The sequence below is a fragment of the Tardiphaga sp. genome, from assembly GCF_044340795.1.
Lineage (GTDB): Bacteria > Pseudomonadota > Alphaproteobacteria > Rhizobiales > Xanthobacteraceae > Tardiphaga.
Genome location: NZ_JBIISY010000047.1, coordinates 1 through 24,735, shown reverse-complemented (window position 1 = coordinate 24,735; position 24,735 = coordinate 1). Strand labels below are relative to the sequence as shown.

The window sequence follows — 24,735 nt, the reverse complement described above, 5'->3', positions numbered from 1 at the left end:
TCGGGGGAAACATGAGCGGTTCAACTGCGTCGGCGCGACGGTCGCCGGCTGATGCCATCGAGGCTGATTACGTCATCGTCGGTGCCGGCTCGGCCGGATGCGTGCTTGCCAACCGTCTGTCGGCGTCGGGCAAACATTCGGTGCTGCTGCTCGAGGCCGGCCCGCAGGATCGCAATATCTGGATCCATGTCCCGCTCGGCTACGGCAAGCTGTTCAAGGAAAAATCCGTCAACTGGATGTATGAGACCGAGCCCGAGCCCGGCCTGAACGACCGCAAGGTGTTTCAGCCGCGTGGAAAAGTGCTCGGTGGCTCCTCATCCATCAATGGCCTGCTTTATGTGCGCGGCCAGCATGAGGATTACGATCGCTGGCGCCAGCTCGGCAATGCCGGCTGGGGCTACGATGACGTGCTGCCCTACTTCAAGAAGGCCGAGAACCAGACGCGCGGACCGGACGAATATCACGGTGTCGGAGGCCCGCTGCCGGTGTCGGACTCGCGCTGCCCCGATCCGCTGTCGGAGGCGTTCATCGCCGCTGCGGCGCAGACCGGTCTTCCCATCAACAACGATTTCAACGGTGCGACGCAGGAAGGCGCCGGCTGGTTCCAGACCACGACCAAAGGCGGGCGCCGCGCATCGACAGCACGCGCCTATCTGCGACCGGCGCTGAAGAACGGCCATGGCAATCTGCGCGTGGAAACCGATGCGCCGGCGCAGCGGCTCGTCTTCGAAGGCAAGCGTGCGATCGGCGTGCAGTTCAAGCAGCATGGCAAGGTCAAGACCGCCTTCGCGCGCAAGGAAGTGCTGGTGTCCAGCGGCGCCTATAATTCACCACAGCTCCTGCAGCTCTCGGGAATTGGTCCCGCCGATCTTTTGAAGGAACATGGCATCGATGTGTTGCTCGATGCCCCCGGCGTCGGCGCCGATCTGCAGGATCACATGCAGGTGCGCATGGTGATGGAATGCCCGCAGAAGATCACGCTCAATGACTTCGTCAATCATCCCGTCCGCAAGGTGATGATGGGCCTGCAATATGCCGCGCTCCGCAAGGGCCCGCTGACCTATGCGGCAGGCACCACCGGCGCATTCTTCAAGACCGATCCGCGCATGGCATCGCCGGATATCCAGATCCATTTCCTGCCCTTCTCGACGGACAAGATGGGCGAGAAGCTGCATCCGTTCTCGGGCTATTCGGCATCGGTGTGTCAGTTGCGTCCGGAAAGCCGGGGCTCACTCAGGATCAAGAGCGCCGATCCATCGGTGCCACCGGCCATTCGCATCAATTATCTGGCGACGGAAACGGATCGCACCGCGAATGTCGAAGGGTTGAAGATCCTGCGCAACATTCTCAACGCGCCGGCAATGAAGCCGTTCGTTACCAGGGAAGTCGAGCCCGGCCCGGGCACCGTCACCGACGAGCAGTGGCTCTCTTACTGTCGCCAGCGCGGCAGCACGGTCTATCATCCGACCTCGACCTGCCGCATGGGCAGCGATGCGCGCGCTGTGGTCGATCAGCGGCTGCGGGTGCGGGGCATCGAAGGGCTGCGGGTGATCGATGCGTCGATCATGCCGGACCTGATGTCGGGAAATACAAATGCGCCGGTGATCATGATCGCTGAAAAGGCGTCGGATATGATTCTGGAGGATGTGCGGTGATTGCTGGCCACGTTCCCGATTGTCATCACCCGCGAAAGCGGGTGATCCAGTAGGCCTTGACTTGTGTGCTTAATCACCGAAGCCGGTGTTTACTAGATCGCCCGGTCAAGCCGGGCGATGACAGTCTGGAATTTACGCCTTCCTCACCCACACCTTGTTGTCGTGGAACGGCGCTCCCCCATAGGGCGCAATCGCTTCGCCGCCGGTCAGCATGTTGATCCCCCGTCCGCCGATATGGGACCTGTTCGGATGGATCGATTCCGCAATCAACACGCCACGGCGGACGCCGTCGAAGATGCGCGCCGTCAGCGTGGTCTCGCCGCGCGGATTGCCGAGGGTGACCGCATCGCCGTCGGCAATGTCATGTTCCGCTGCGTCGACGGGATGAATCATCACCGTGGGCACACCCTCACGCGCCTGGGATGATGGCGTCTCGTTGAAGCTCGTATTGAGGAAACTGCGCGACGGGCTCGTCGCCAGCCGGAACGGATGCGCTGCATCCGCGACCTCTGTCACCGCCCAGTGATCGGGGAAGCTCGGCATCCCGGCCCAGTCACCCATCAGGCCGGCATTGGCGATCGGCACCGACGACCAGTCCGCCTTGAAGTGAAACTTGCCATCCTTGTGGGCGAAGCCGTCGAGATAATGCGAGGCGCGATAGTCCGGCTGGATGTCGCGCCAGAGATCCGCTTCGAGTTCATCGACGGTGCCGCGGCCGCTGGCCTTCAGCGTCTCGTCGATGATGGCGCGCGGCGTCATGCCGAAGCCGCGATGGGTAGCGCCAAGGCGCGTTGCAATTCCCTGCAGCACCTCATGATTGGAGCGGCATTCTTCCGGCGCATCGATCAGCTTGGCGCCGACCGAGATGTGCTGATGCCCGCCGCCGTAATAGAGGTCGTCATGTTCCATGAACATGGTGGCGGGCAGCACGAGATCGGCCATGACAGCCGTTTCGGTCATGAACTGCTCATGCACGGCGACAAACAGATCCTCGCGCGCAAAGCCCTGCCGCACCAGCGCCTGTTCGGGCGCCACGGTGATCGGATTGGTGTTCTGGATCAGCATCGCCTTCACCGGCGGGCCGTTCTGCAGCGCCTCTGCATCGCCGGTCAGGATGCGGCCGATCTTCGACTGATCGAGGCGGCGCGTCGTGGGATCCATGACGTCGAGGCCCTCGATCAGGGTCTTGTCGAACTTCCAGATCGCGGCATTGTTGAAGAACGCGCCGCCGCCTTCATGCTGCCAGGCACCGGTGACAGTGGGCACGCATAGCGCTGCATGCATCTGTGCGGCGCCATTGCGGCTGCGGGTGAAGCCGTAGCCGAGGCGGAAGAAGCTGCGCGGAGTATTGCCGACCAGATGCGCGAAGGCCTCGATCTCGGCGGCCGGGACGCCGCAGATGTTCGAGGCCCATTCCGGCGTGCGCTCGGCGAGATGCGTCTCCAGCTCTGGCGATGCATCCGTGTATTTGTCGAGATAGGCGCGATCGGCAAAGCCATCGCGGAACAGCACATGCATGACGCCGCAGGCAAAGGCGCCGTCGGTGCCGGGGCGCAGCAGGATCTTGATATCCGCCTGCTTCATGGTGTCGTTGTCATAGATGTCGATGGCCGCGATCTTGGCGCCGCGCTCTTTTCGCGCCTTTGTCGCGTGGGTCATGACATTGACCTGGGTGGAGACCGGGTTGGTCCCCCAGATCACGATCAGGTCGGACTTCGCCATTTCGCGCGGATCGACACCGGCGACCTTGCCGGTACCTGCGGCAAAGCCGGTCCAGGCAACCGTGGCGCAAATCGTGCCGTAGAAACGCGAATACTTCTTCTCATGGGCGAGCCGGTTGATGCCGTCGCGCATCACCAGGCCCATGGTGCCGGCATAGTAATAGGGCCAGACGGATTCCGCGCCGAAATCGCGCTCCGCCGCGTTGAATTTGGCGGCGATCTCGTCGAGGGCCTCATCCCATGTGATGCGTGTGAATTGGCCAGAGCCCTTCGGACCGGTGCGGCGCATCGGATACATCAGCCGTTCGGGATGATGGATGCGCTCGGCATAGCGCGCGACCTTCGCGCAGACGACGCCGGCGGTATAGGTCTGCTGCTTGGAGCCGCGGACCCGGCCGATCGATTGGCCGTCGATCACCTCGATATCGAGTCCGCAGGCCGACGGGCAGTCATGCGGACAGGTGGAGTGGCGGATGGCGATCTTGGACTGGACGTTCATGCCTGAAAAGTAACACAGGACCACAGCTGGGAAAGCCGTGATCCTGCGTATGTCCCGGAAATGGCGTGCTAAAATCAGCCTGCCTGATGGAACGGGTAGTCCGTGTAGCCCTTTTCCTCGCCGCCATAAAAGGTGGCGCGGTTGTAGGGGTTGAAGGGTACCTTCAGCTTGATGCGTTCCGGCAAATCCGGATTGGCAATGAAAGGGCGGCCGAAGGCGATGATGTCCACATTGCCCGATGCCACGGCTTCCTCGGCGGACGCGGCATCAAACCCGCCGGCTGTGACCAGCACCCCCTTCCAGAGCGGACGGAACAGCTCATAGGCTTTCGGCACATTCTCATGGAACACCTCGGCGCGGCCGACGCCGCTGCTGCGCGGTTCGACGAAATGCAGATAAGCGAGGTTCAGCTTGCCGAGTTCGCCGATCACATAGCTGTAGAGCGGCATCGGATCGGCCTCGCCGGAGTCATTGGAGACACCAAAAGGCGACAGGCGGATAGCGACGCGATCGGGGCTCCAAGTTTCGACGACAGCCTTGGTCACTTCGAGCAGCAGGCGCGCGCGGTTCTCGATGGAGCCGCCATATTGATCGGTGCGTTGATTGCTGCGGGTCTGCAGAAATTGCTCGAGCAGATAGCCGTTGGCGCCATGCACCTCGACGCCGTCAAAGCCGGCCTCGCGCGCATTGCGCGTCGCCTGGCGATAGGCCTCGATGATGCCGGGGATCTCATCGGTTTCCAGCGCACGTGGTGTCTCATAGGGCACGGTCTCGCCGGAGGCGATGCGCGTGGTGGCGTTGATGGCGATGGCTGACGCCGAGACCGGCAGTTTGCCGCCCGGCTGGAGCGAGGAATGCGAGACGCGGCCCACATGCCAGAGCTGCAGGAAGATGATGCCGCCTTTGGCATGCACGGCATCGACCACTTCTTTCCAGCGGGTGACCTGCTCCTTCGAATAAATGCCGGGCGTATTCGGGCTGCCTTGCCCTTCCGGCATCACCTGCGACGCCTCGGCGATGATCAACCCGCCTTCGCTCGCGCGCTGCGCGTAATATTCGACATTGAGTTTGCGCGCGGCGAGCGTGGATTTTTCTGCGCGCATGCGCGTCAAGGGGGCCATGGCGACGCGGTGGCTCAAAGTGAACGGGCCAACCTGCAGCGGGGTGAAGAGCGACGAAGACATCCGAACTCCATTCAAAAAGCCAATCGGGCGATAGGCGTGCAACTTACGTTTGGATAATCGGATCGTCCAATACGCAGGCGCGATCGGTCAATGAAAGTTGAAAACACTATTCGCTGCAGTGCAGCGTTTAGTGCTACGAGGCGGAATGTTTTGGCCTCGAGGCCTGTGGAATTGACGAGGATTGTTTTTGCGATGACGGACGTGGTGAGGAAGAAGGTCGAAGGCGTCGGCGAATACAAGGGCGCTGCAGCCGGATGGGGTGCGTTGCGCGCGGTGGCCGATGCGGTGCGCAGTCAGCTCGCCGTGGTCGATGAAACGCGCGGCCTTCTCAACATGAACCAGCCGCAGGGGTTCGATTGCCCCGGTTGTGCCTGGCCCGATCCGAAGCATACGTCGTCCTTCGAATTCTGCGAGAACGGCGCCAAGGCTGTGTCATGGGAAGCGACCGCCAAGCGCACGACGCCGGAATTCTTTGCCGAGCATACGGTCAGCGACTTGTGGAAGTGGCATGACCATGATCTGGAAAATCACGGCCGCCTGACGCATCCCGTCGCCTATGATGCCGCGAGCGACAAGTTTCTCGCGATCTCGTGGGAAGACGCGATGGCGCGGATCGGTGCCGGCCTGCGCGCATTGCCGGATCCGAACATGGCGGAGTTCTATACGTCGGGCCGCTGCTCCAATGAGGCGGCGTTCCTGTATCAGCTGTTCGTGCGCGAATATGGCACCAACAATTTCCCCGACTGTTCCAACATGTGCCACGAGGCCACCAGTGTCGGCCTGCCGAAGTCGATCGGCATCGGCAAGGGCACGGTGACGCTGGAAGACTTCGATCATGCGGATGCAATCTTCTGCATCGGGCACAATCCCGGCACCAATCATCCTCGCATGCTCAACACGCTGCGTGCCTGCGCCAAGCGCGGCGCGGCCATCGTGTCCATCAATCCGCTGCGCGAGCGCGGGCTTGAGCGGTTCATCTCGCCGCAGCATCCGTCGGAAATGCTCACCGGAAATGCAACACAGCTGTCCTCCGTCTACTATCAGATCAAGGTCGGCGGCGACCTCGCCGTGTTGAAGGGAATGATGAAGGCCGTGGTGGCGCTCGACGCCGAAAGCCGCGCCGCTGGTGGGCCGGACGTGCTCGATCGCGCCTTCATTGCCGAGCATACCGAAGGCATCGACGACCTGCTGGCCGATCTCGACGCCACGTCATGGGAGACCATCGAGGCATCCGCGGGGATCATGCGCGCCGATATCGAGCATCTCGGCCGCATCTATGCCAATGCCAAGAGCGTCATCATCAATTACGGCATGGGCATCACCCAGCATCGGCATGGTGTCGCCAATGTGCAGCACATCGCCAATCTGCTGCTGCTGCGCGGCAATTTCGGGCGCCCCGGCGCCGGCATCTCGCCGCTGCGCGGGCATTCCAACGTGCAGGGCGATCGCACCGTCGGCATCACCGAATTGCCGAATGATGCGTTGCTCGACGGCATCAAGCGTGTCTTTGGCTTCGATCCGCCGCGTGCACACGGGCATGACGCTGTCGCCTCGGTGAAGGCCATTCGCGACGGACGCTCCAAGGCGCTGATCGCGCTCGGTGGCAATCTCGCGGTGGCGATGCCCGATCCCGAGATCACCTATCCCGCCATGCGCAGTCTCGACCTCGTGGTGCATATTGCGACCAAGCTCAATCGCTCGCATCTGCTGCTCGCGAAGGAGTCGATCATCCTGCCATGTCTCGGCCGCACCGAGATCGACGTGCAGGCGACAGGCCCCCAGCTCGTCACCGTCGAGGATTCCATGTCGATGGTGCATGGTTCGCGCGGCGGGCTGAAGCCGGCGTCGACCCATCTGAAGTCGGAGGCGATGATCGTGGCCGACATGGCGGTGGCGACGCTGCCGGACACGGTCGTGAAGTGGCATGACTTCGTCGCCGACTACAGCAAGATCCGCGATGCCATCGAAGGCGTGTTTCCCGCGTTCAAGGACTACAACGCGCGGATCAAGAAGCCCGGCGGCTTCCGCCTGCGCAATGCGGCGTCGGAACGCGAATGGCTGACGGCGAGCGGCAAGGCCCAGTTCCTTGTATTTCCCGGCGTCTATGAGGATGGCGCGGCCGAACACAAACTGACGCTGACCACGATCCGTAGCCACGACCAGTACAACACCACGATCTACGGCATGAACGATCGCTATCGCGGTATCACAGGCCGTCGCGATGTGGTGTTCTTCAACGAGCAGGACCTGGCCAGCCGCGGCTTTGCCCATGGTGACGTCATCGACATCACGCTGGATGCGCCGAGCGGCGTCGAGCGCGTCATGCGCGGGGTGACGGCGGTGGTTTACGACATCCCGAAGGGATCGGTGGCTGCCTATTATCCAGAGGCGAATGTGCTGGTATCGCTCGATCAGCACGACTTGAAATCGGGTACGCCGGCCTACAAGTCGATCCCGATCCGGATCAGCGCTGCGGCTTAAGCTGCAGCGCAACATATGCTTTGCATGACCGCCACTGCTTAAGTGGCGGTTGCCGCCTGCGACATTTTTGCGTAGGCGAGCAGCATCATGACGTCTGCCGAAACCTCCCTGCCTTCCAAGCCCGAACCGATCGAGGCGCCAGTCAGCGCCGCGTTGATCGCGGCGCTGCTCATCCTGACCTGCGGCCATGTGCTGTCCAACATGCTGCGCACGACGCCGGCGCTGGCCATCGATGTCATGGCGCCGGATCTCGGCGTCACGCCGCAGACGCTGGCCGCGCTGACATCGACCTATCATTTCTTCTTCGCCATGCTGCAGATCCCGATCGGCGTTGCGCTGGATCGCTACAGCATTCGCTCGGTATCGCTTGTGCTGTTCGCGGGTACGCTCGTCGGCGCCGCGATCGCCGCATTCTCGACCGGACCGGTATCTTTCTTCGTGTCGCAGGCGACCATCGGCATGGCGACATCCGGCATGCTGATGTGCCCGATGACCCTGGCGGCGAAACGTCTGGCTCCCGCGCAGTTCGGTATGTGGTCGGGCATCATTCTGTCCTTCGGCAATTCGGGCCTGCTGCTGTCGGCAAGTCCGTTGGCCTTCATCGTGGAAAATTTCGGCTGGCGCGCCGGCTACTGGACCGCGGCAGCAGCGGCCGTGGTGGTTGCCGTGCTGGTCACGGTCATCGTGCCGGTGGCGCGTCCGGAGGGCGAGCAGCGGGCACTCGCGGCTGAAATGGCCTCGGTGCTGCGCCTCGGCGTGTCGCGGGCAGTGCGGGGCATCATCATTCTCGCTTTCGTGTCGCTGGCCATGCAGCTCGTGTTGCGCGGGCTCTGGGCCGGGCCCTGGTTGATGACGATCAAGGGCCTGTCGCGGATCGAGGCCGGGCATGTGCTGCTGCTGTTCACGCTCGCGCTGGTGGTTGCGCCGGCGGTGGCCGGTATCATCGACCGTAAGCTGGCGCATCGTCGCGTAGTGCTGCTTACACTTCATCTGGTCGCCGCCGTTCTGCTGCTGACCATGGCGCTCGGTGCACCCGGCTACCCGCTGGCAGTGCTGCTCGGTGTCCCGCTGCTGCCGGTGGCCATCGACAGCGTGTTGCTGGTGACATTCGGCTTCCTCGTCTCCATGCAGCCGTTGATCTACGCGATGGTCCGCCAGGCGGTGGCACCCGAAAATATCGGCAAGGCGCTGTCTGCAGCCAATCTGGCATTTTTCCTGGGTACGGCAGTGATGCAGTCGATCACCAGCCCGGTCGCGGCCTATTGGGGGCTGCCGGCCGTGCTGATCGTCATGGCGGGATGTCTGGCTGTCGGCGCCCTGATCTTTTTTGCACTGACACGGCCTTCGGCGGTGCGCGCGAGAGTGTGAAGAGGTCGCATTGCCATCGCCTTCAAGTTGCTGGCGCCGCGCATTTGCTTGTGATCAGATGCGTTGTGACGCGGCGATGACGCCGCGAACAGTAGATTTGCAGAAGGAGGATGAACTTGCCTTTCTTCGTCAAAGGGACTGACACGTCCGGCACCGTTTCACTCCGCCGTGAGAATGCTGCGGGCGCGGTCAAGAAGGCCAAGGAGCTGCTGGAAGACGGCAGCTGGGACATCGAGATCACCAGTCCCGACGGACTGGTCTATCCGCTCGCCGAGTTCGAGGCGATCCAGGATGCGCCATCGGCGACCAAGCACTGACTGACGGATTGTCTCGCGAGTGGCTGCGCCGGATCTCATTCTCCATCACTATCCGCGTTCGCCATTCGCAGAGAAAATCCGGGTCGTGTTCGGATTGAAGGGGCTGCGCTGGCGCTCGGTGGAGCAGCCGCGCATGGCACCGAAGCCGCAATTGGTGCCGCTGACCGGCGGCTATCGCCGCATTCCCGTTCTGCAGATTGGTGCTGATGTCTATTGTGACACGCGGCTGATTTGCGCTGAGCTCGAACGGAGATGCCCGGCTGCCACGCTGTATCCGCCTGGCACGGGCGGGCTCGCCGACATGATCGCCGGCTGGGCCGATCAGGCGCTGTTCGCGACGGCGCTGGGTCTCGTTTTCGGTATCAATGGTGATCGCTTTCCACCGGAATTGCATGCCGATCGGGCAAGCTTCACTGCCGGGAAATTCGACGGCTGGGACAGCGAGAAGATGCGTCCGCGCGTCCCGTCGTTGCGCGACGAACTTCGTCTTCAGCTGCGATGGATCGATCGCAGTCTCGGCGAAGCTGGTCCCTTCATTCTCGGCGCAGCGCCATCGCTGGCCGATGTCGCCGTCTATCATCCACTCTGGTATCTGCGCAGTAATCTCGGCGAGGCCGAAGGCCTCGCCGCGCATCCCCGTGTGCTGGACTGGATGGATCGCATCGCGGCGGTCGGCCATGGCGCGAGCACGCCGCTGTCGCCCGATGAAGCACTCGCCATCGCGCGCGCCGCGGAGCCTGATGAGATCGCGGTGGCAGCGACGTCGGACTGGCTGCCCGGCACGCCGATTGCGGTGATGCCGACGGACTGGGGCTTTGATACGGTCACGGGGCAATTTGTGACAGCCGACACGGAGCGTGTCGCCCTGCGCAGGGACGATCCCGAGATCGGGAGCGTGGTGGTCCACTTCCCCCGCAACGGTTTTGCGATCACGCCGGCTTGAGCCGGAAGGTTCTGATACCTCTGGAATTGCCGAACTAAAGATGGACGACTAGTCTACGAAATCGACGGGCGCGCTTCGTGCCTGCTTTGGGGGCTGGCGATGATCTATGTCGTTGGGTTGTTGTTGGGGATCGTCACAGGCCTGCGCGCCATGACCGGGGCAGCGGCGGCGAGCTGGGCTGCCTATCTCGGCGTCATCAATGTGTCCGGCACCTGGCTCTCGTCTCTCAGCTCGTCATGGGCCGTTGCGGTCTTCTCCATTCTCGCCATCGTCGAACTCGTGACCGATCAGCTGCCTTCCACGCCCAGCCGCAAGGTGCCCGTGCAATTCGGCACCCGCATCGTGCTCGGCATCATCGCCGGCATTGCGGTGGCGGGTCCGGCGAACTGGCTGCTTGGCTCCGCCGCGGGCGGCATCGGTGCGGTCATCGGCACGCTCGGTGGTGCCCATCTGCGCGGGCAACTCGCGGCGCATTTCGGGAAGGATGCGCCCGCCGCGTTCATCGAGGATGCGGTTGCCGTGATCGGCGCCATTGTCATCGTGCTGGCGCTGAAATGACTCGGGCTTTCGACGCAATCATCATCGGCGCCGGCCAGGCCGGTCCGTCGCTGGCCGGCCGTCTCACCGCAGCGGGGCAGCAGGTCGCGATCATCGAGCGCCATCTGTTCGGCGGCACCTGCGTCAATACCGGCTGCAAGCCGACCAAGACTCTGGTCGCCAGCGCCTATGCCGCCCATCTCGCCCGTCGCAGTGCCGACTATGGCGTGATGATCGATGCGCCTATACGGATCGACATGGCAAAGGTCCGGGCGCGCGCCGACAAGGTGATCATGGACTCGCGCAGCGGCGTCGAGGGCTGGCTGCGTAACATGAAGAACTGCACGGTGTTCGACGGCCATGCGCGCTTCGAATCCGCGAACACGGTTCGCGTTGGCGATGATCTGCTGACCGCGCCAAAGATCTTCATCAATGTCGGCGGGCGACCCGTGATACCTGATTTTCCCGGCGTCAATGACGTGCCGTATCTCACCAATAGCGGCATGCTGAAGCTGGACCGCGTGCCGAAGCATCTGGTGGTGGTCGGCGGCAGCTATATCGGTCTCGAATTCGCGCAGATGTTTTGCCGCTTCGGCGCCGAAGTCACGGTGGTCGAGAAGGGCCCGCGTCTGGTGTCGCGCGAGGATACTGATATCTCCGAACTGATCCGCGAGATCCTGGAAGCCGAAGGCATTCATATCCGCACCAGCGCCGAATGCATCACGTTCAAGCCGCATCCTGATGGCGTCGCCGTCGGTGTCGATTGCACCGAAGGCACGCCGGAGGTGATCGGCAGCGATGTGCTGCTGGCGGTCGGCCGCCGTCCCAACACCGACGACCTCGGGCTCGACAAGGCTGGCGTCACCGTGGATGCGCGGGGCTATATCGAGGTGGATGACAGTCTTGCGACCCGTGTGCCTGGCGTCTATGCGATGGGCGATTGCAACGGCCGCGGGGCTTTCACGCATACGGCCTATAATGATTTCGAGATCATCGCCGCCAATCTGCTCGATGGCGCAGGCCGCAAGGTCAGCGATCGTATTCCCGGCTATGCGTTGTTCATCGATCCGCCGCTCGGTCGCGTCGGCATGACGGTGACGCAGGCGAAGGCCACGGGCAGAAAGCTGCTGATCGGCGAACGGCCGATGAAGAATGTCGGCCGCGCGGTGGAGAAGGGCGAGACGCTGGGCAAGATGCGGGTGATCGTCGATGCCGAAACGAAGAAAATTCTCGGCGCTGCGATTCTCGGCACATCAGGCGACGAAGCCATTCACGGCATTCTCGACATCATGAATGCCGGCGCCGATTACACAGAACTGCAATGGGCGGTTCCGGTGCATCCCACGGTGTCGGAATTGATCCCGACACTGCTGGGCGACATGAAGCCTGCTTAGGCGAGCTGGAACTTGAATGCGGCCATCAAGGTCAGCAGCGTGGTGCCGCAGGCGGCGCTGACGATGGCCATATTGACGACGCTGCGGGTGGCCGTGCGCAGAACGGCGAAAGCCGGATGAACCGTGTCGTTGCTCTCCGCCTTTTTGCGCGGAGCAGCTTTCTTCTTCGCTGCCATGTGATGATCCCCAAAGAGACGGGTCAGGCCGTTGACCGACCTGACCCTGACGCCTTCCCTGCCGAGGTTTGTCCCTCGATCATGCAGGGATCATCGCATGAACCTGGGCTGAACTGCTTAAGGGACTTGGTGAATCGAATCTCACCGGATTCGATGGTTTACGAATTTCAGCGGTCTTTCTTCGCGATGATCCGGTCCGAAAACCGGGCCCCACTTTTCGGGATCATGCGCTAGATGGTCCGCCCACCGTCCACCGGCAGGATCACGCCGGTCAGGAATTCGGATTCTTCGCCGGCCATGTAGACGCAGGCATTGGCGATATCCGACGGGCGCGACATGCGGCCGAGCGGAATGGTGCCGATGAACTTGGCGCGATTCTCCGGTGTGTCCGGCACGCCCATAAAGGCTTCCAGCAGGCCGGTTTCGCCCATCACCGGTGCGATGCAGTTGACGCGGATACCATCCGGGGCGAGTTCAACAGCCATGGATTTCGACATCAGGTTCACCGCGCCCTTGGAGGCGTTGTACCAGGTCAGGCCCGGCCGCGGGCGCACGCCAGCCGTGGAGCCGATATTGATGATGCGGCCGCTCTTCTGCTTCTTCATCACGGGCACGCAGGCATTGGTCATCAGGAAGATGGCCTTCACATTGACGTCGAAGACGCGATCGAATTCTTCCTCGGTCACTTCCAGCATCGGCTTGTTGCGGAAAGTCCAGCCGGCATTGTTGACGACCACGTCGAGCTTGCCGAATTTATCGACCGCCAGCTTCACGGCGGCATCCACATCGGCCTTGTTGGCGACACTGCCGCCATGCGCGATCGCGCTGGCGCCGATCTCGTCGGCCACCTTCTTCGCGCCGTCGGCATTGAGGTCGAAGATGACGACCTTGGCGCCTTCGCGCGCATAAGCGCGGGCAATCTCGGCGCCGAAACCGGATGCGCCGCCGGTAACGATGGTGGACAGGCCTTGAAGTCTCATTTGTTTTCTCCCGGATGCCGCGTCGTAACGACGCGTGTCGCAAAGACTAGGATTTCCGACGCTGGCTGGAAAGCCGTAGGCAGCGCGCGATACGCATCTGCGACGATGTGAACGTGGCTTTGTCGCGCATGGGGGCATGCACGAATCAAAAAGGGCGGCCTTACGGCCGCCCTTGGTATTCGATTGCAGATGCGCTTTTTATTCCGCGCTGCTGACCAGTCGCAGCTGGGTCCTCTGCTCCATCTGGCTTTGATACGCTGCAACATAGTCTTCGGCCATGCGGCGTGCGCTGAAACGCTTCTCGAAATGCTTGCGGATAGCGACGCGGTCCATATCGGCAAGGCGACCGACGGCATTCACCGCGCTGAGTTCGTCCTCGACGATGAAACCGGTCAGGCCCTGATCGATGATCTCGGGCACAGAACCGCGATTATAGGCGATCACGGGGGTACCGCAGGCCATGGATTCGATCATCACGAGACCGAACGGCTCCGGCCAATCGATGGGCAATAGCAGGCCGTAAGCGCCAGACAGGAAATCCGGCTTTTCGCGGTCGCTGATCTCACCGATGAACTCGACCAGCGGGTGATCCATCAAAGGCTTCACCACGGCCTCGTAATATTCCTCGTCGGCGCGATCGACCTTGGCGGCGATCTTCAACGGGATACCGGCGCGGATGGCAATTTTGATTGCGCGATCGACACCTTTCTCCGGCGCGATGCGGCCAAGCACCGCCAGATAGCTCGGCTTGACGTCCTGTGGCGTCAGCAGCTGCTCCGGCAGGCCGTGATAGATCGTCTTGATGAAATTCGCCTGCGGAACCGGGCGGCGCTGGGCGTCTGAGATCGAGATCACCGGCGCCTTCGAAAAGGTCGTGAAGGTCGGCTGGTGTTCCGGCAGATCGAGACGGCCATGCAAAGTCGTCACAAACGGTGTCGGCTGACGGGAAAACAGCGAGAACGGATAGTAGTCGAGATGGAAGTGCAGGATGTCGAACTCATCGTCGTCGCACTTCTGGCGGACGCGTTCGAGCATCTCCATATGCAGCGCATTCGGATCGCGCACCGACCCGTCGAGGCGAAGTGCCTTCGGCCAGCCGGCATCCAGCTTGGCAGTAGTGTGCGAGTCCCCACTGGCGAACAGCGTCACGTCGTGCCCTTGCGCGACAAGCTCTTCGGTCAACCAGTGGACGACACGTTCAGTGCCGCCATAGAGCTTGGGCGGAACGGCTTCAGTTAGCGGGGCCACTTGCGCGATGCGCATATACATATCTCCCATGTTGGAAGTGAAGGGCTAACGACGTGTGAGCAGTTCAGGCATCGGCTTGCCAGGCGAGGGAACGTTCTCGCAGCTGCGAAGTTCCTTACCCATCTGCGACTTTCATTCACACTACGGTCTTGTTGCTGCCATCACGGTCTTTCAGGTTCGGGAACAAGTGGTGACGGTTGATTGTTGCGCTGAAAAGGCAAGAGCGTGGGGAAATCGCGATTGCATCACTATCATTCGCGGGCGGAGTCGCTGCCCGTCGATTCATCCTTGCCTTTCAAGGGGTTTAGTAACGCACATGGATTATCTCTCCGGATATGCGCACCGCCCTTTCGCGTTTGTGATGCGGTACATCAGAATGCGAGCGCTCTCGCATTCCATCATTATTCTAGCCATCCTGGGCGCGGTTGCCTGTTCGGTGGGCACCCAGTACGGCATTAAAAATCTCGTCGATGGTCTCTCTGCCGGTCCGTCCAACGCCGGCACGCTGATCTGGTGGGCATTCGGAATCCTGATCGCACTGATCACGGCCGACATGTTCCTGTGGCGCGTCGCGGGCTGGATCGCGAGCTACACATTCGTCAATGTCACCGGCGATCTCAGGCGCGATATTTTCCGCCATCTCACGGGACATGCCCCGAACTACTTTACAGATCGCCTGCCAGGCATGCTGACGAGCCGGATCACGGCCACGTCGAATGCGGTTTTCACCATAGAAAACATGTTCATCTGGAATGTGATGCCACCCATCGTCGCGACATTTGCCGCGATTCTGCTGATCGGCACCGTCAGCCTGCCGATGGCAGCCGGCTTGACTGTCGTTGCGGGTGGGATCGTCGTCCTGATGTTCAAGATGGCGGCCGCCGGCAAGAGTCTGCACAACGATTTCGCCGACAAGGCTGCGTCAGTCGATGGCGAGATGGTCGATGTCGTCAACAATCTTCCGCTTGTTCGCGCGTTCTGCGGACTCAATTTTGAGCACAAGCGTTTCGACAACACGGTCGATCGCGAGCTGAATGCGCGCGGGCGCAGCTTGCGCTACTTGGAGCGGCTTCGCGTCGTCCATGCCGCTATCACCGTCGTCCTAACCATCGGCTTGCTCGGCTGGGCCATCATGCTCTGGCAGCGTGGCGGCGCATCGACCGGCGAGGTGGTATTGATCTGTACGCTCGGTATTTCGATCCTCCACGCGACGCGAGACCTCGCCGTCGCACTGGTGGACGTGACCCAGCATATCGCACGCCTGTCCGAAGCCGTGGCGACATTGCTGGTGCCCCACGAGCTGCGCGATCATCCGGAAGCCGAGCCTCTGGTGAAATCGGGCGCGGCGATCGCTTTCAACAATATCTCGTTCCAGTATCCCGGCGGCCAGAAAGTTTTCGACGAGTTCACCTTGCGGCTCAATGCAGGCCAGCGTGTCGGTCTCGTCGGCCAGTCGGGCGGCGGTAAGTCGAGCCTGTTCGTCCTGCTGCAGCGCTTCTACGATGTGCAGGAAGGTCATATCAGCATCGATGGGCAGGATATCTCGCGCGTGACCCAGCAGAGTCTTCGTCACGCCATCTCGGTCGTACCGCAGGATATCTCGCTGTTCCATCGCTCGATCCTCGAAAATATCCGCTATGGCCGCCCGAATGCGACCGACGAGGAGGTGATGCGTGCGGCCATCGATGCGCGTTGCGATTTCATCGAGCAGTTGCCGGAAGGCTTGAACACCATGGTCGGCGATCGCGGTGTCAAGCTGTCCGGCGGTCAGCGCCAGCGTATCGCGATCGCGCGTGCCTTCCTCAAGGATGCGCCGATCCTGCTGCTCGACGAGGCCACGGCCGCCCTCGACAGCGAGTCGGAAGAGGCCATCCGCGAGGCGCTGGCGCGGCTGATGCGCGGTCGCACGGTGATCGCTATTGCCCATCGTCTGGCGACGCTGCGGAACTTCGACCGCGTAGTCGTGCTGCGCAGCGGCAAGATCATCGAGGACGGCAAGCCAGATCTCCTGATGCAGGGTCAGGGCCCGTATCGCGAACTGGTGACGCAGGAAATGAGCCGGCTGGCCGCCCACGCGGCCTGACGACTCAGCTAACCTGCACGATGCGTTCCCGCATGCGTATCGCCATGTCCATTCAACTGGCCGAGGTCACCCATGCCCGTCAAAGCTGCCGCTGCCGCCACACGCGAAGCGCTCGCTGATCAGAAAGTCGTCGAGTCGCCGTTCTATATTCCGATGACCGGTCCGGCCTCACGGCCGCGGCGTGCGCTGAAGCACGATGACACATTCGCGGTGCTCGACAGTCACGGCGATATCGGCGCATCCGCGGGGGGGCCGGACGGACTGTTCAACAAGGATACGCGCTATCTCGCGCGGCTCGAACTCGCGCTGAACGACGTCCAGCCGCTTCTGCTCGGCTCCAATCTGCGGGACGACAATTCATCGCTCACGATCGATCTCACCAATCCCGATATCTATCGCGATGGCCGGATCATCCTGCAGAAAGACATGCTGCATATCGTGCGCACCGTCTTCCTGTGGCGCGGTGCCGCCTATCAACGCATCGGCCTGCAAAATCATGGTAACGAGCCCGCCAGCTTCGATCTGACGCTGTGCTTCGACAATGATTTTGCCGACCTGTTCGAGGTGCGCGGCGAGAGGCGCAAGCATCGCGGCGTCGCAACCAGCCGGCTGGTCGATCCCAGCCACGTGGCGCTTGAATATACCGGCCTCGATGGAAAGCCGCTGCGGACGATGATGTATTTCGACCCGCGCCCGACGCAGCTGTCGGCAAATAAGGCGACTTACCATTTCGATCTCGGTCCGCAGGAAGTGACATCGCTCTTTGTGGCCGCCAGTTGCAATGTGGAAGTCGACCACAAGCCGGTGCCGTTTCTCCGCGGCCTGCTGGCGCATCGCCGCGAGATGCGCAATTTCAGCAAGGGCGCGACCACCATCGAGACCTCGAATGATATCTTCAACGAGGTGCTTTGTCAGGCCATGGGCGATCTCAATATCCTCATGACCAACACACCGCAGGGACGTTACCCCTATGCGGGCATCCCCTGGTATTCGACCACGTTCGGGCGCGATGGCCTGATCACCGCGCTGCAGATGCTATGGATCGATCCGCGGGTGGCGAAAGGCGTTCTGTCGCGCCTGGCTGCGTTCCAGGCCAAGGATGTCGATCCACTCAATGATGCCGAGCCCGGCAAGATCCTGCACGAAATGCGCGGCGGTGAAATGGCGGCGCTGCGCGAGGTGCCCTTCGCGCAGTATTACGGAAGTGTCGATTCGACGCCGCTTTTCGTGCTGCTTGCAGGTCTCTATGTCGAGCGCACCGGTGACGAAGACACGTTGCGCGAACTCTGGCCGGCGATCGAGGCTGCGCTGAAATGGATCGACGGACCGGGCGACCCCGACGGCGACGGTTTTGTCGAATATCAACGCGCCACAGAGCAAGGTCTGCAGAACCAGGGCTGGAAGGATTCGTATGACGCGATCTTCCATGCCGATGGCAAACTTGCCGAAGGCAATATCGCGCTCGCCGAAGTGCAGGGCTATGTTTATGCGGCGAAGCATCTCGCCGCGCGCATGGCGCTGCGGCTGGAAATGTCGGGACGTGCCGAGCAACTCGAGGCGGAGGCGCAACAGCTTGCCGATCGGTTCGAAGCGGCGTTCTGGTGCGAGGAGATCGGCACTTATGCGCTGGCGCTCGACGGTGCAAAGCTGCCTTGTGTCGTTCGCTCGTCCAATGCGGGTCAGTTGCTGTTCACGGGCATCGTGCGCGAGGAACGCGCGCGCATGGTCGCTGCGGATATGATGCGGCCACATTTCTTCACGGGGTGGGGCATCCGTACCATCGCGCGCGGCGAGGCCCGCTATAATCCGATGTCCTATCACGACGGCTCGATCTGGCCGCATGACAATGCGCTGATCGCGCTCGGCTTCGCGCGCTATGGACTGAAGCACTCGGTCGAAGCCGTGTTCAAGGGATTGTTCGATACGGCGACCTATATGGATCTGCGTCGCCTGCCGGAGCTGTTCTGTGGCTTCCAGCGCGAGAAGCGCCGCGGGCCGACGCTCTATCCTGTCGCCTGTGCGCCGCAAGCCTGGGCCAGTGCAACGCCGTTCACGCTGCTGGAGGCGGCGCTCGGGATCGAGTTCGACATCGCACGTGGTGAGATTCGCTTCCGCGATCCGCGCATGCCGTCGTTCCTTCAACATGTGATCTTGCGCGATGTACGACTCGGCGAGTCCAGCGTCGATCTGTGCCTGCGCAAACATAATGACGACGTGTCGCTCGAGGTGCTTCGCAGCCGCGGGCAGATCCGGGTTTCGATCGTGTTGACGCAGTGATGTTTGTGCTTCGCTGCTGCGCGTTGCGTCAGCAGCAAGCCTGAGTGAGGAACTGTCCATGCCCGCAATCCGCCTTTTTGCCGGACTGCTTGCTGTCTTGATGACAACCAGTGCTGCTGTCGCGGCAGATGCGCCTGTGCCATCCTCCGAGGCCGGCGCTAAACAGGCACAGGCCGCGCAACCGGAAACGGTGCCGGCCGACAAACCGGAAGCGGCAACGTCGCAGCCAGCGCCTTCGCCGGCGCAGGGCAATCCATCGCCGCCGCAAGCCGCCGTGCCGCCTGCCGCGAACGAGCCGGTCAAGCCGGCCGCTCCGCCAAAGGCGGAGAATGCCCCTGCAGTCATGCCACCGGCGGCCAAGCCGCCATCGGTGACAGTGATCGATGCCTTCGATGCGAAAGGCATTCTCGGCCGCGATGTGCGCAGCCCCGCCAGCGAGAATATGGGCCGCATTGCTGATGTCATTGTCGATCGGGCCGGACAGGTGCGAGCCGCCGTGATCGATTTCGGCGGATTTCTCGGCGTCGGTTCACGCAAGATCGTGGTCGACTGGGCCGCGCTGCATTTCTGGAACGTTGCCGACAAGACCGCAAGCATCACGCTCGACCTGACGCGCGAGCAGGTGCGTGCCGCGCCGGAATACAAGGATGACCAGCCGATCGTCGTACTTGGCGCGTCCGGCACGCTGACGCCGCTCAAGTTTCCGCCCATCACCATGCAGGAGCGATAATTGGCCGTTCAGGCGCCCACGCGTGCTGTTGATCGTACCGGCCCCGAGACCGAGGCCGTGCCGGAAGTCGCGTGCGCGCCCGGGATCGCGCCAGAGCCCGGTGACAAGAAGCCCGATCAGCGTTCGCCGGAGCCCTCGAAGCAGAGCCTGCGTGGCCTCGACTGGTTCATCTTCTTCCTTGCCGACGTGCAGACCGGCTTCGGTCCTTTTGTCGCTGTCTATCTGACCACCCAGAAATGGACTCAGGTGGAGATCGGCTTCGTATTGTCGATCGGTGGCGTCGTCGCGCTACTTGGCCAGATTCCCGGCGGCGCGATCGTCGATGCTGTCCGCTCGACGCGTCTGGTCGTGGGAGCGGCGGTCATGGCGATTGCCTGCTGTGCCCTTGCTTACGCAGCAGCGCCGATCTTTCCGGTCGTGGTCACGGCGGCGACGCTGCATGCGATGGCCAGCTGCGTGCTCGGTCCAGCGATTGCTGCGATGAGTCTGGGGCTGGTCGGGCCGATGCGGATCGGCGAACGGCTTGGCCGCAATGCCCGCTTTGCGTCGCTCGGCAACGGCGTCGCAGCCGCCGTCATGGGCACCTGCGGTTATCTCCTGTCCAGCCGCTCGGTTTTCATCGTGACGTTCCTGCTCGCGATTCCGGTGCTCTATGCGCTGTCCCGCATTCGTCATCAGGAGATCGATCCGGCACGTGCCCATGGACAGGCGGCGGAGCAAGCCGAGAGCAGCCCGCCATTCCGCTTCCGCGACCTCGTCCGCCAGAAGCCTCTGCTGATCTTCGCTGGCGCAGTGCTGCTGCTGCAGCTCGCCAATGCTGCGATGCTGCCATTGATGGCCGGTGTGGTCACCACGCGGTCGGCCGACTGGGCACCTGCGCTCATCGCCTTCTGCATCGTCGTGCCTCAGGCATTTGTGGCAGCAACGTCGCCCACGGTCGGCCGCAAGGCGCAGCAATGGGGGCGCCGCCCGCTGCTACTGGTCGCCTTCTCCGCGCTTGCCATTCGCGGATTGCTGTTCTCGGTGGTGACTGATCCGTTCGCGCTGGTCGCGGTACAGATTTTCGACGGCATCACGGCAGCGGTTTTCGCCGTGATGATCCCGCTGATCGTCTCTGATATCACCTTCGGTCGCGGACGTTTCAGCCTCGCCCAGGGCATTGTCGGCACGGCGACCGGCATCGGCGCCTCGCTCAGCACCGTCACGGCTGGCTATGTGGCGGACAAGCTCGGTGCGCCCATCGCCTTTATCGGCCTGTCCTGCGTGGCAGCGCTTGGCTTCCTGCTCATCCTGCTGGTGATGCCGGAGACCAAACGCGATCACGCTGAATCCGGTCGGTCCTAAGGCGTCACGCTTTCGCCGAGATAGTTGAGGGCGGCGGTGACGCCGCCCTTGCCGTGCGGAATACCGAGCGCCTGCAGGCCCATTTCGACGACGCCGAGCGTGCCGAGGATCATCGGCGCATTGACGTGGCCCATATGGGCGATGCGAAATGCCTTGCCGTTGAGGTCGCCAATGCCGACGCCGAGAATGACACCGCATTTCTCGCGGCAATAAGCAAGCAATGGCGCCGGATCTGCCATCTTGATGGTCGTGACAGTGTTGGCGCGCTCTTTCGCTTCAGTAATGTTGAAGCTGAGAACGCCGCCTTCAGCCCACACCGCTACGGCGCGGCGCACCGCTTCGGCGAGCAGGCGATGTCGCTGAAACACATTGTCCAGCTTCTCGTCGAAGATCATGTCCAGCGCTGCGCGTTGCGCGAACATCAGATGCACCGGCGCTGTGCCGGAATGCTTCTGATAATGTTCGTTGCCGTCGCGTTCGGTCCAGTCGAAATAGGGCGTCCGCAGGCCCGCCGACTTGTGCGCCTCGCGCGCACGATCATTGGCCGCGACAAAGCCAAGGCCGGGCGGCGTCATCAGTCCCTTTTGCGAGGCAGACATCGCCACATCGATGCCCCAGGCATCCATCTCGAACGGCATGCACCCGAGCGATGCGACGGCGTCGACCATGAAGAGCGCTGGGTGGCCGGCGGCCTTGATCGCCTTGCCAATGGCTTCGATGTCGTTATAGGCGCCGGATGCGGTGTCGATCTGCACCGCGAGTACGGCCTTGATCTTGTGCTCGGTATCGTGCCGCAGCGCTGCTTCGACCTCGGCCGGGCGGATTGCGCGATTCCAGTCACCCTTCAGGCTCTGGACCTCGACGCCCATGAGGCGCGCGGCATTGCCCCAGCCAACAGCGAAACGTCCGCTTTCCAACACCAGGATCTTGTCGCCGCGCGACAGCACATTGGTGAGTGTTGCTTCCCAGGCCCCATGGCCGTTGGCGATGTAGATATAGGTCTTGCCCTTGGTCGCGAACACGGTGCGAAGATCATCCAGCAACCCATAGGTCAGCTGCACCATGGCGTCGGAATAGATATCGAGCGGCGGGCGATGCATCGCGCGCAGCACTTCGTCCGGCATTGTGGTGGGGCCGGGGATGGCAAGAAATTCACGACCTGCGCGAACGACCATTTTCTGTCCTTGTTATCGTTGTCGGCCACCGTCGCATGGCGGGCGACACAAATCAAAATGACGATGCCGTCAATGTGTCGATGTCGGGCCGATCACATTGGCCACGGCGCGGAAGATCTGGTCCTTGATTTCCGTCGCGGCCGGGCTCGGGATTGTCTCCGGCGGCTCCGTGCGTTTGGCGCAGCCGACCACGAGGCGCTGAATCCAGATTTCACCATCGGTGTAATACAGGTCGCCGCCGCCATTGCGGCCGGCGACGGTGGGACCAACCCCAGTGACTTGATATCTGGCTTCCACCATGCCTGCTTTTCGAGGTCGCCGGCGAGCAGCGCGCGCTCGGCGTCGATATCCGCAGCGATGTGGTGGGTGATGGCGCCGGTGTATCGGCTCACGCCGACGCTGCGGTCGAAAGTGGCATCACCGAGCCAGACCGGGCGATCTTCCTGCCCTTTGTCCAGCACCAGCCACAGGCGCACGTGATGGCGGCGGTCGGGGCTGATGCCTGACGGCTTTTCGAAAGCGAGATCTTCGCGGCGGCCGAGATAGACGAGGGGCGAAACCGGTGCATTGTGATAGGGGCGATCGAGCAGCACGCTGCCAATGATCTCGATCGATGATTTCAGGGTGACGGGATCGGCAGGATACCAGCCTGCGGCATGCATCGCGCAGATGACGTCCTTCCTGTCGCCGATCAGGCCGACATTGATGGGATCGCCAGGAATGCCCTGTGGGGTCATGGTGGTCATCGGCATGCCGGCGAGCGACTTCTGGTGCTCATAATGCGTCCAGAGCTCAGGCAGCAGCAGATACGCAATTCCGCCATAGATGATCGCGGCAAGCAGGGTCAGTCGCAGCGCACGATAGGTTCGGCTGCGGCGCTGCTGTTCGACGATGGGATGGCTGTCTGGCTGGTCCAAGATCTCGCCCATGGGGGAATCGCGGGCGGACCCTGCCACGTCGGCGCCGCGATGTCATCGCCAAGCCGGTCAGATCAGCGGCGAGTCTCGCGGCAACCGGCTGCTTCGGCCTCTTCTTTAGAGCAAAACCAGCGCGTGCCCTTACTGACCCGCATCTTGATCTTGGCATACCAGCGGCTTTCCGGGGTATGATAGATGCAGACGCCGGCGCGATTGACATTTCCCTTGATCCGGCAGGTCGGCGAGGGGGCGGTGGCGCCGGAAGCCGACGCAAACAGGATCGGCAATGTCTCGGGCTTTGGCTTGATGACACCCAGGGTGCCGGCCTTCTTGTTGCGCACGCGCCATTCCCAGGGCGCAACGAACGCGCCGGTCCACAGCCCCACCTGCGCTTCGCGGGCCGTTTTCTCATCGGCATCGTACATCCGTGAGTAACGCACATAAGCGAGCGCCCATCCGCTCTTTACGAGCCACTGCGCGACGTCCTCGCCGTCAGCCTCGCATTTGGCGACAGCACGGCCGAAACGATCGGTGCGCTGTGTGCGGCAAGTCCACGTCTTGTCGCTTGTGCGCGCGACCAGCGCATCATGTGCGGCGATGCCGCAATTCCAGCGCTCGCCATTGGCGTTGAGGCACAATTGATCGAGGCCGGGCGCATCAGATCCCGCGAGACGGATACGCGCATTGCCGATAGTCACCTGATTGGCATCGCGGATTTTCGGCACACCCGTCACATCGGCAGCTTCGGCCAATGTCGACAGGCTGAGAAGGACGAGAGCGAGGCAGAGCAGGCGAGTCATGCGCATGAGGCCTTGGAATTGCAACATCGTGACGATAATCAAACGACAGTGCCGACATTTCGTCGAAGACACCAGTGCGTCATGGATAGATTGTCTCAACTCCGCGCGAGCAGCAGCAATCAATGCCTCTGCATCGCAGTCCGCGCCAGCGCGAGACCCATGAGCACGAAAGCCGAGGTGACCTCGGGCCCTCCGACCAGAATGCGGGTTGGGGTTTTCATCTTGTTCCATTCATAGGCTTTGAACGGGCCTTTGCGACCGCCTTCGCCATGGCTGCGGATGATGCATTGCAGCGCGGGCGTGAACAGAGCGATCTCGCCGCCGAGATGGCCGAGTGCAATCAGGGCAAGTGCGGCATCAAAAGCGTTCATCTCGCGGGCGATCAGCTCGTCGGCGACATAGGCAAGAATGTGCGGCTTGATGAATTCGAAGGTGTTGTCGGGATCGAGCTTGCGCTGCGTGTCATCCGGCAGCGCGCGGAATGCTGCGTAGCAGCGGCCGAAATAGGCGCAGTAGAGCTCGGGTAGATAATAGATGTGCGATCTGGGCTCCGCAAATGCACCGGATTCAACGAGCCGTCGCTGAAAGCCGATGATCCGATGCACGGTCTCCAGCCGCTTCGGTGTTTCCACCACCTGCCAGCGCGCGCAGTTGCGGAAGGATACTTCCAGCACGTCGAGATTCAGCGTGGGATCAAGATCGTTGCCATACGGACGCTGGCCGGCGAGGTTGTCGATCCAAGTGGCGATGGCGCCGTCGTAGTTGATGTTATTGTTGATCGGCACCGTGACCAGGGGTTCGTTGGCGCCCTCGTTGACCTGATAGCCGGCATAGAAATCGAGCAGTGGCTGATCGAGGATGGGGTCATTCGATCCTGCCTGCGTGGCCGCGGAAAACGAGCAGGCC

Annotated in this window: 18 protein-coding genes and 2 pseudogenes; 11 read left to right on the top strand and 9 right to left on the bottom strand. The window is 62.2% G+C overall.

Features of this window, described 5'->3' with window-relative positions:
* The first annotated feature begins 11 nt into the window (after positions 1 to 11).
* Positions 12 to 1,655 carry a GMC family oxidoreductase gene (locus ACIQ17_RS10490; protein ID WP_398468147.1) on the top strand — a complete coding sequence of 548 codons (1,644 nt, stop codon included), beginning with the start codon at positions 12 to 14 and terminating at the stop codon, positions 1,653 to 1,655.
* A 132-nt stretch (positions 1,656 to 1,787) separates the two neighbouring features.
* Here the strand turns inward: ACIQ17_RS10490 and ACIQ17_RS10485 are convergent, their stop codons facing one another.
* Together ACIQ17_RS10485 and ACIQ17_RS10480 are read right to left on the bottom strand one after the other, a co-directional pair.
* On the bottom strand, positions 1,788 to 3,875 hold the full coding sequence (locus ACIQ17_RS10485) for a molybdopterin-dependent oxidoreductase (protein WP_398468145.1): 2,088 nt from the start codon (positions 3,873 to 3,875) through the stop codon (positions 1,788 to 1,790).
* A 74-nt stretch (positions 3,876 to 3,949) separates the two neighbouring features.
* Complete coding sequence (locus tag ACIQ17_RS10480; protein ID WP_398468143.1) at positions 3,950 to 5,059, bottom strand: alkene reductase; 1,110 nt, start codon at positions 5,057 to 5,059, stop codon at positions 3,950 to 3,952.
* A gap of 192 nt (positions 5,060 to 5,251) precedes the next feature.
* Between ACIQ17_RS10480 and ACIQ17_RS10475 the strand changes: the two genes are divergently transcribed.
* From ACIQ17_RS10475 to ACIQ17_RS10450, 6 genes are all read left to right on the top strand, one after another.
* Positions 5,252 to 7,540 carry an FdhF/YdeP family oxidoreductase gene (locus tag ACIQ17_RS10475; RefSeq protein ID WP_398468141.1) on the top strand — a complete coding sequence of 763 codons (2,289 nt, stop codon included), beginning with the start codon at positions 5,252 to 5,254 and terminating at the stop codon, positions 7,538 to 7,540.
* Between the two features lie 87 nt (positions 7,541 to 7,627).
* Positions 7,628 to 8,908, top strand: coding sequence for an MFS transporter (locus ACIQ17_RS10470; RefSeq protein ID WP_398468139.1), 1,281 nt, complete (start codon positions 7,628 to 7,630; stop codon positions 8,906 to 8,908).
* A gap of 116 nt (positions 8,909 to 9,024) precedes the next feature.
* Positions 9,025 to 9,225, top strand: a complete 201-nt coding sequence (locus tag ACIQ17_RS10465) for a hypothetical protein (RefSeq protein WP_398468137.1) — start codon at positions 9,025 to 9,027, stop codon at positions 9,223 to 9,225.
* A gap of 19 nt (positions 9,226 to 9,244) precedes the next feature.
* A complete protein-coding gene (locus ACIQ17_RS10460; protein ID WP_398468135.1) occupies positions 9,245 to 10,168 on the top strand; it encodes a glutathione S-transferase family protein in 924 nt (307 codons plus the stop codon).
* Positions 10,169 to 10,267: 99 nt separating this feature from the next.
* Positions 10,268 to 10,726 (top strand): DUF4126 family protein, encoded by a 459-nt coding sequence (locus ACIQ17_RS10455; protein WP_398468133.1) that lies wholly within the window; start codon positions 10,268 to 10,270, stop codon positions 10,724 to 10,726.
* Positions 10,723 to 12,099 carry an FAD-containing oxidoreductase gene (locus ACIQ17_RS10450; protein WP_398468131.1) on the top strand — a complete coding sequence of 459 codons (1,377 nt, stop codon included), beginning with the start codon at positions 10,723 to 10,725 and terminating at the stop codon, positions 12,097 to 12,099. The genes ACIQ17_RS10455 and ACIQ17_RS10450 overlap by 4 nt, the downstream gene beginning before the upstream one ends.
* On the opposite strand, the gene ACIQ17_RS10445 is transcribed toward ACIQ17_RS10450, so the two are convergent.
* From ACIQ17_RS10445 to ACIQ17_RS10435, 3 genes are all read right to left on the bottom strand, one after another.
* Positions 12,096 to 12,275, bottom strand: a complete 180-nt coding sequence (locus tag ACIQ17_RS10445; protein ID WP_398468129.1) for a hypothetical protein — start codon at positions 12,273 to 12,275, stop codon at positions 12,096 to 12,098. The genes ACIQ17_RS10450 and ACIQ17_RS10445 overlap by 4 nt on opposite strands.
* Positions 12,276 to 12,505: 230 nt before the next feature.
* A complete protein-coding gene (locus tag ACIQ17_RS10440; RefSeq protein WP_398468127.1) occupies positions 12,506 to 13,255 on the bottom strand; it encodes a glucose 1-dehydrogenase in 750 nt (249 codons plus the stop codon).
* A gap of 198 nt (positions 13,256 to 13,453) precedes the next feature.
* Positions 13,454 to 14,518: a glycosyltransferase family 4 protein gene (locus ACIQ17_RS10435; protein ID WP_398468125.1), complete on the bottom strand. Its 1,065-nt coding sequence runs from the start codon at positions 14,516 to 14,518 to the stop codon at positions 13,454 to 13,456.
* Positions 14,519 to 14,819: 301 nt separating this feature from the next.
* Here ACIQ17_RS10435 and ACIQ17_RS10430 point away from each other — a divergent pair, with 301 nt between their 5' ends.
* From ACIQ17_RS10430 to ACIQ17_RS10415, 4 genes are all read left to right on the top strand, one after another.
* Entirely contained in the window at positions 14,820 to 16,586 is a 1,767-nt protein-coding gene (locus tag ACIQ17_RS10430) for an ABC transporter ATP-binding protein (RefSeq protein WP_398468123.1), read from the top strand.
* 72 nt (positions 16,587 to 16,658) lie between these two features.
* Positions 16,659 to 18,863, top strand: a complete 2,205-nt coding sequence (locus ACIQ17_RS10425) for a glycogen debranching N-terminal domain-containing protein (protein WP_398468121.1) — start codon at positions 16,659 to 16,661, stop codon at positions 18,861 to 18,863.
* Positions 18,864 to 19,137: 274 nt separating this feature from the next.
* Positions 19,138 to 19,593 (top strand): PRC-barrel domain-containing protein, encoded by a 456-nt coding sequence (locus tag ACIQ17_RS10420; RefSeq protein WP_398468173.1) that lies wholly within the window; start codon positions 19,138 to 19,140, stop codon positions 19,591 to 19,593.
* A gap of 84 nt (positions 19,594 to 19,677) precedes the next feature.
* Positions 19,678 to 20,937: an MFS transporter gene (locus ACIQ17_RS10415; protein ID WP_398468171.1), complete on the top strand. Its 1,260-nt coding sequence runs from the start codon at positions 19,678 to 19,680 to the stop codon at positions 20,935 to 20,937.
* Here ACIQ17_RS10415 and ACIQ17_RS10410 read toward each other — a convergent pair.
* The 4 genes and pseudogenes from ACIQ17_RS10410 to ACIQ17_RS10395 form a co-directional block, all read right to left on the bottom strand.
* Positions 20,934 to 22,112 carry a pyridoxal-phosphate-dependent aminotransferase family protein gene (locus tag ACIQ17_RS10410; RefSeq protein ID WP_398468119.1) on the bottom strand — a complete coding sequence of 393 codons (1,179 nt, stop codon included), beginning with the start codon at positions 22,110 to 22,112 and terminating at the stop codon, positions 20,934 to 20,936. The two genes, ACIQ17_RS10415 and ACIQ17_RS10410, sit on opposite strands and share 4 nt — an antisense overlap.
* A 69-nt stretch (positions 22,113 to 22,181) precedes the next feature.
* Positions 22,182 to 23,041, bottom strand: a pseudogene (locus ACIQ17_RS10405) (LssY C-terminal domain-containing protein).
* A 62-nt stretch (positions 23,042 to 23,103) separates the two neighbouring features.
* Positions 23,104 to 23,829, bottom strand: a complete 726-nt coding sequence (locus ACIQ17_RS10400) for a thermonuclease family protein (protein ID WP_398468169.1) — start codon at positions 23,827 to 23,829, stop codon at positions 23,104 to 23,106.
* Positions 23,830 to 23,948: 119 nt separating this feature from the next.
* A pseudogene (locus ACIQ17_RS10395) lies at positions 23,949 to 24,735 on the bottom strand (hypothetical protein); the annotation flags it as partial.

Coding starts and splice junctions, on each gene's coding strand:
- ACIQ17_RS10490 (WP_398468147.1), top strand. CDS start 12: ATGAGCGGTTCAACTGCGTCGGCGCGACGGTCGCCGGCTGATGCCATC.
- ACIQ17_RS10485 (WP_398468145.1), bottom strand. CDS start 3,875: ATGAACGTCCAGTCCAAGATCGCCATCCGCCACTCCACCTGTCCGCAT.
- ACIQ17_RS10480 (WP_398468143.1), bottom strand. CDS start 5,059: ATGTCTTCGTCGCTCTTCACCCCGCTGCAGGTTGGCCCGTTCACTTTG.
- ACIQ17_RS10475 (WP_398468141.1), top strand. CDS start 5,252: ATGACGGACGTGGTGAGGAAGAAGGTCGAAGGCGTCGGCGAATACAAG.
- ACIQ17_RS10470 (WP_398468139.1), top strand. CDS start 7,628: ATGACGTCTGCCGAAACCTCCCTGCCTTCCAAGCCCGAACCGATCGAG.
- ACIQ17_RS10455 (WP_398468133.1), top strand. CDS start 10,268: ATGATCTATGTCGTTGGGTTGTTGTTGGGGATCGTCACAGGCCTGCGC.
- ACIQ17_RS10450 (WP_398468131.1), top strand. CDS start 10,723: ATGACTCGGGCTTTCGACGCAATCATCATCGGCGCCGGCCAGGCCGGT.
- ACIQ17_RS10445 (WP_398468129.1), bottom strand. CDS start 12,275: ATGGCAGCGAAGAAGAAAGCTGCTCCGCGCAAAAAGGCGGAGAGCAAC.
- ACIQ17_RS10440 (WP_398468127.1), bottom strand. CDS start 13,255: ATGAGACTTCAAGGCCTGTCCACCATCGTTACCGGCGGCGCATCCGGT.
- ACIQ17_RS10435 (WP_398468125.1), bottom strand. CDS start 14,518: ATGCGCATCGCGCAAGTGGCCCCGCTAACTGAAGCCGTTCCGCCCAAG.
- ACIQ17_RS10430 (WP_398468123.1), top strand. CDS start 14,820: ATGGATTATCTCTCCGGATATGCGCACCGCCCTTTCGCGTTTGTGATG.
- ACIQ17_RS10425 (WP_398468121.1), top strand. CDS start 16,659: ATGCCCGTCAAAGCTGCCGCTGCCGCCACACGCGAAGCGCTCGCTGAT.
- ACIQ17_RS10410 (WP_398468119.1), bottom strand. CDS start 22,112: ATGGTCGTTCGCGCAGGTCGTGAATTTCTTGCCATCCCCGGCCCCACC.
- ACIQ17_RS10400 (WP_398468169.1), bottom strand. CDS start 23,829: ATGACTCGCCTGCTCTGCCTCGCTCTCGTCCTTCTCAGCCTGTCGACA.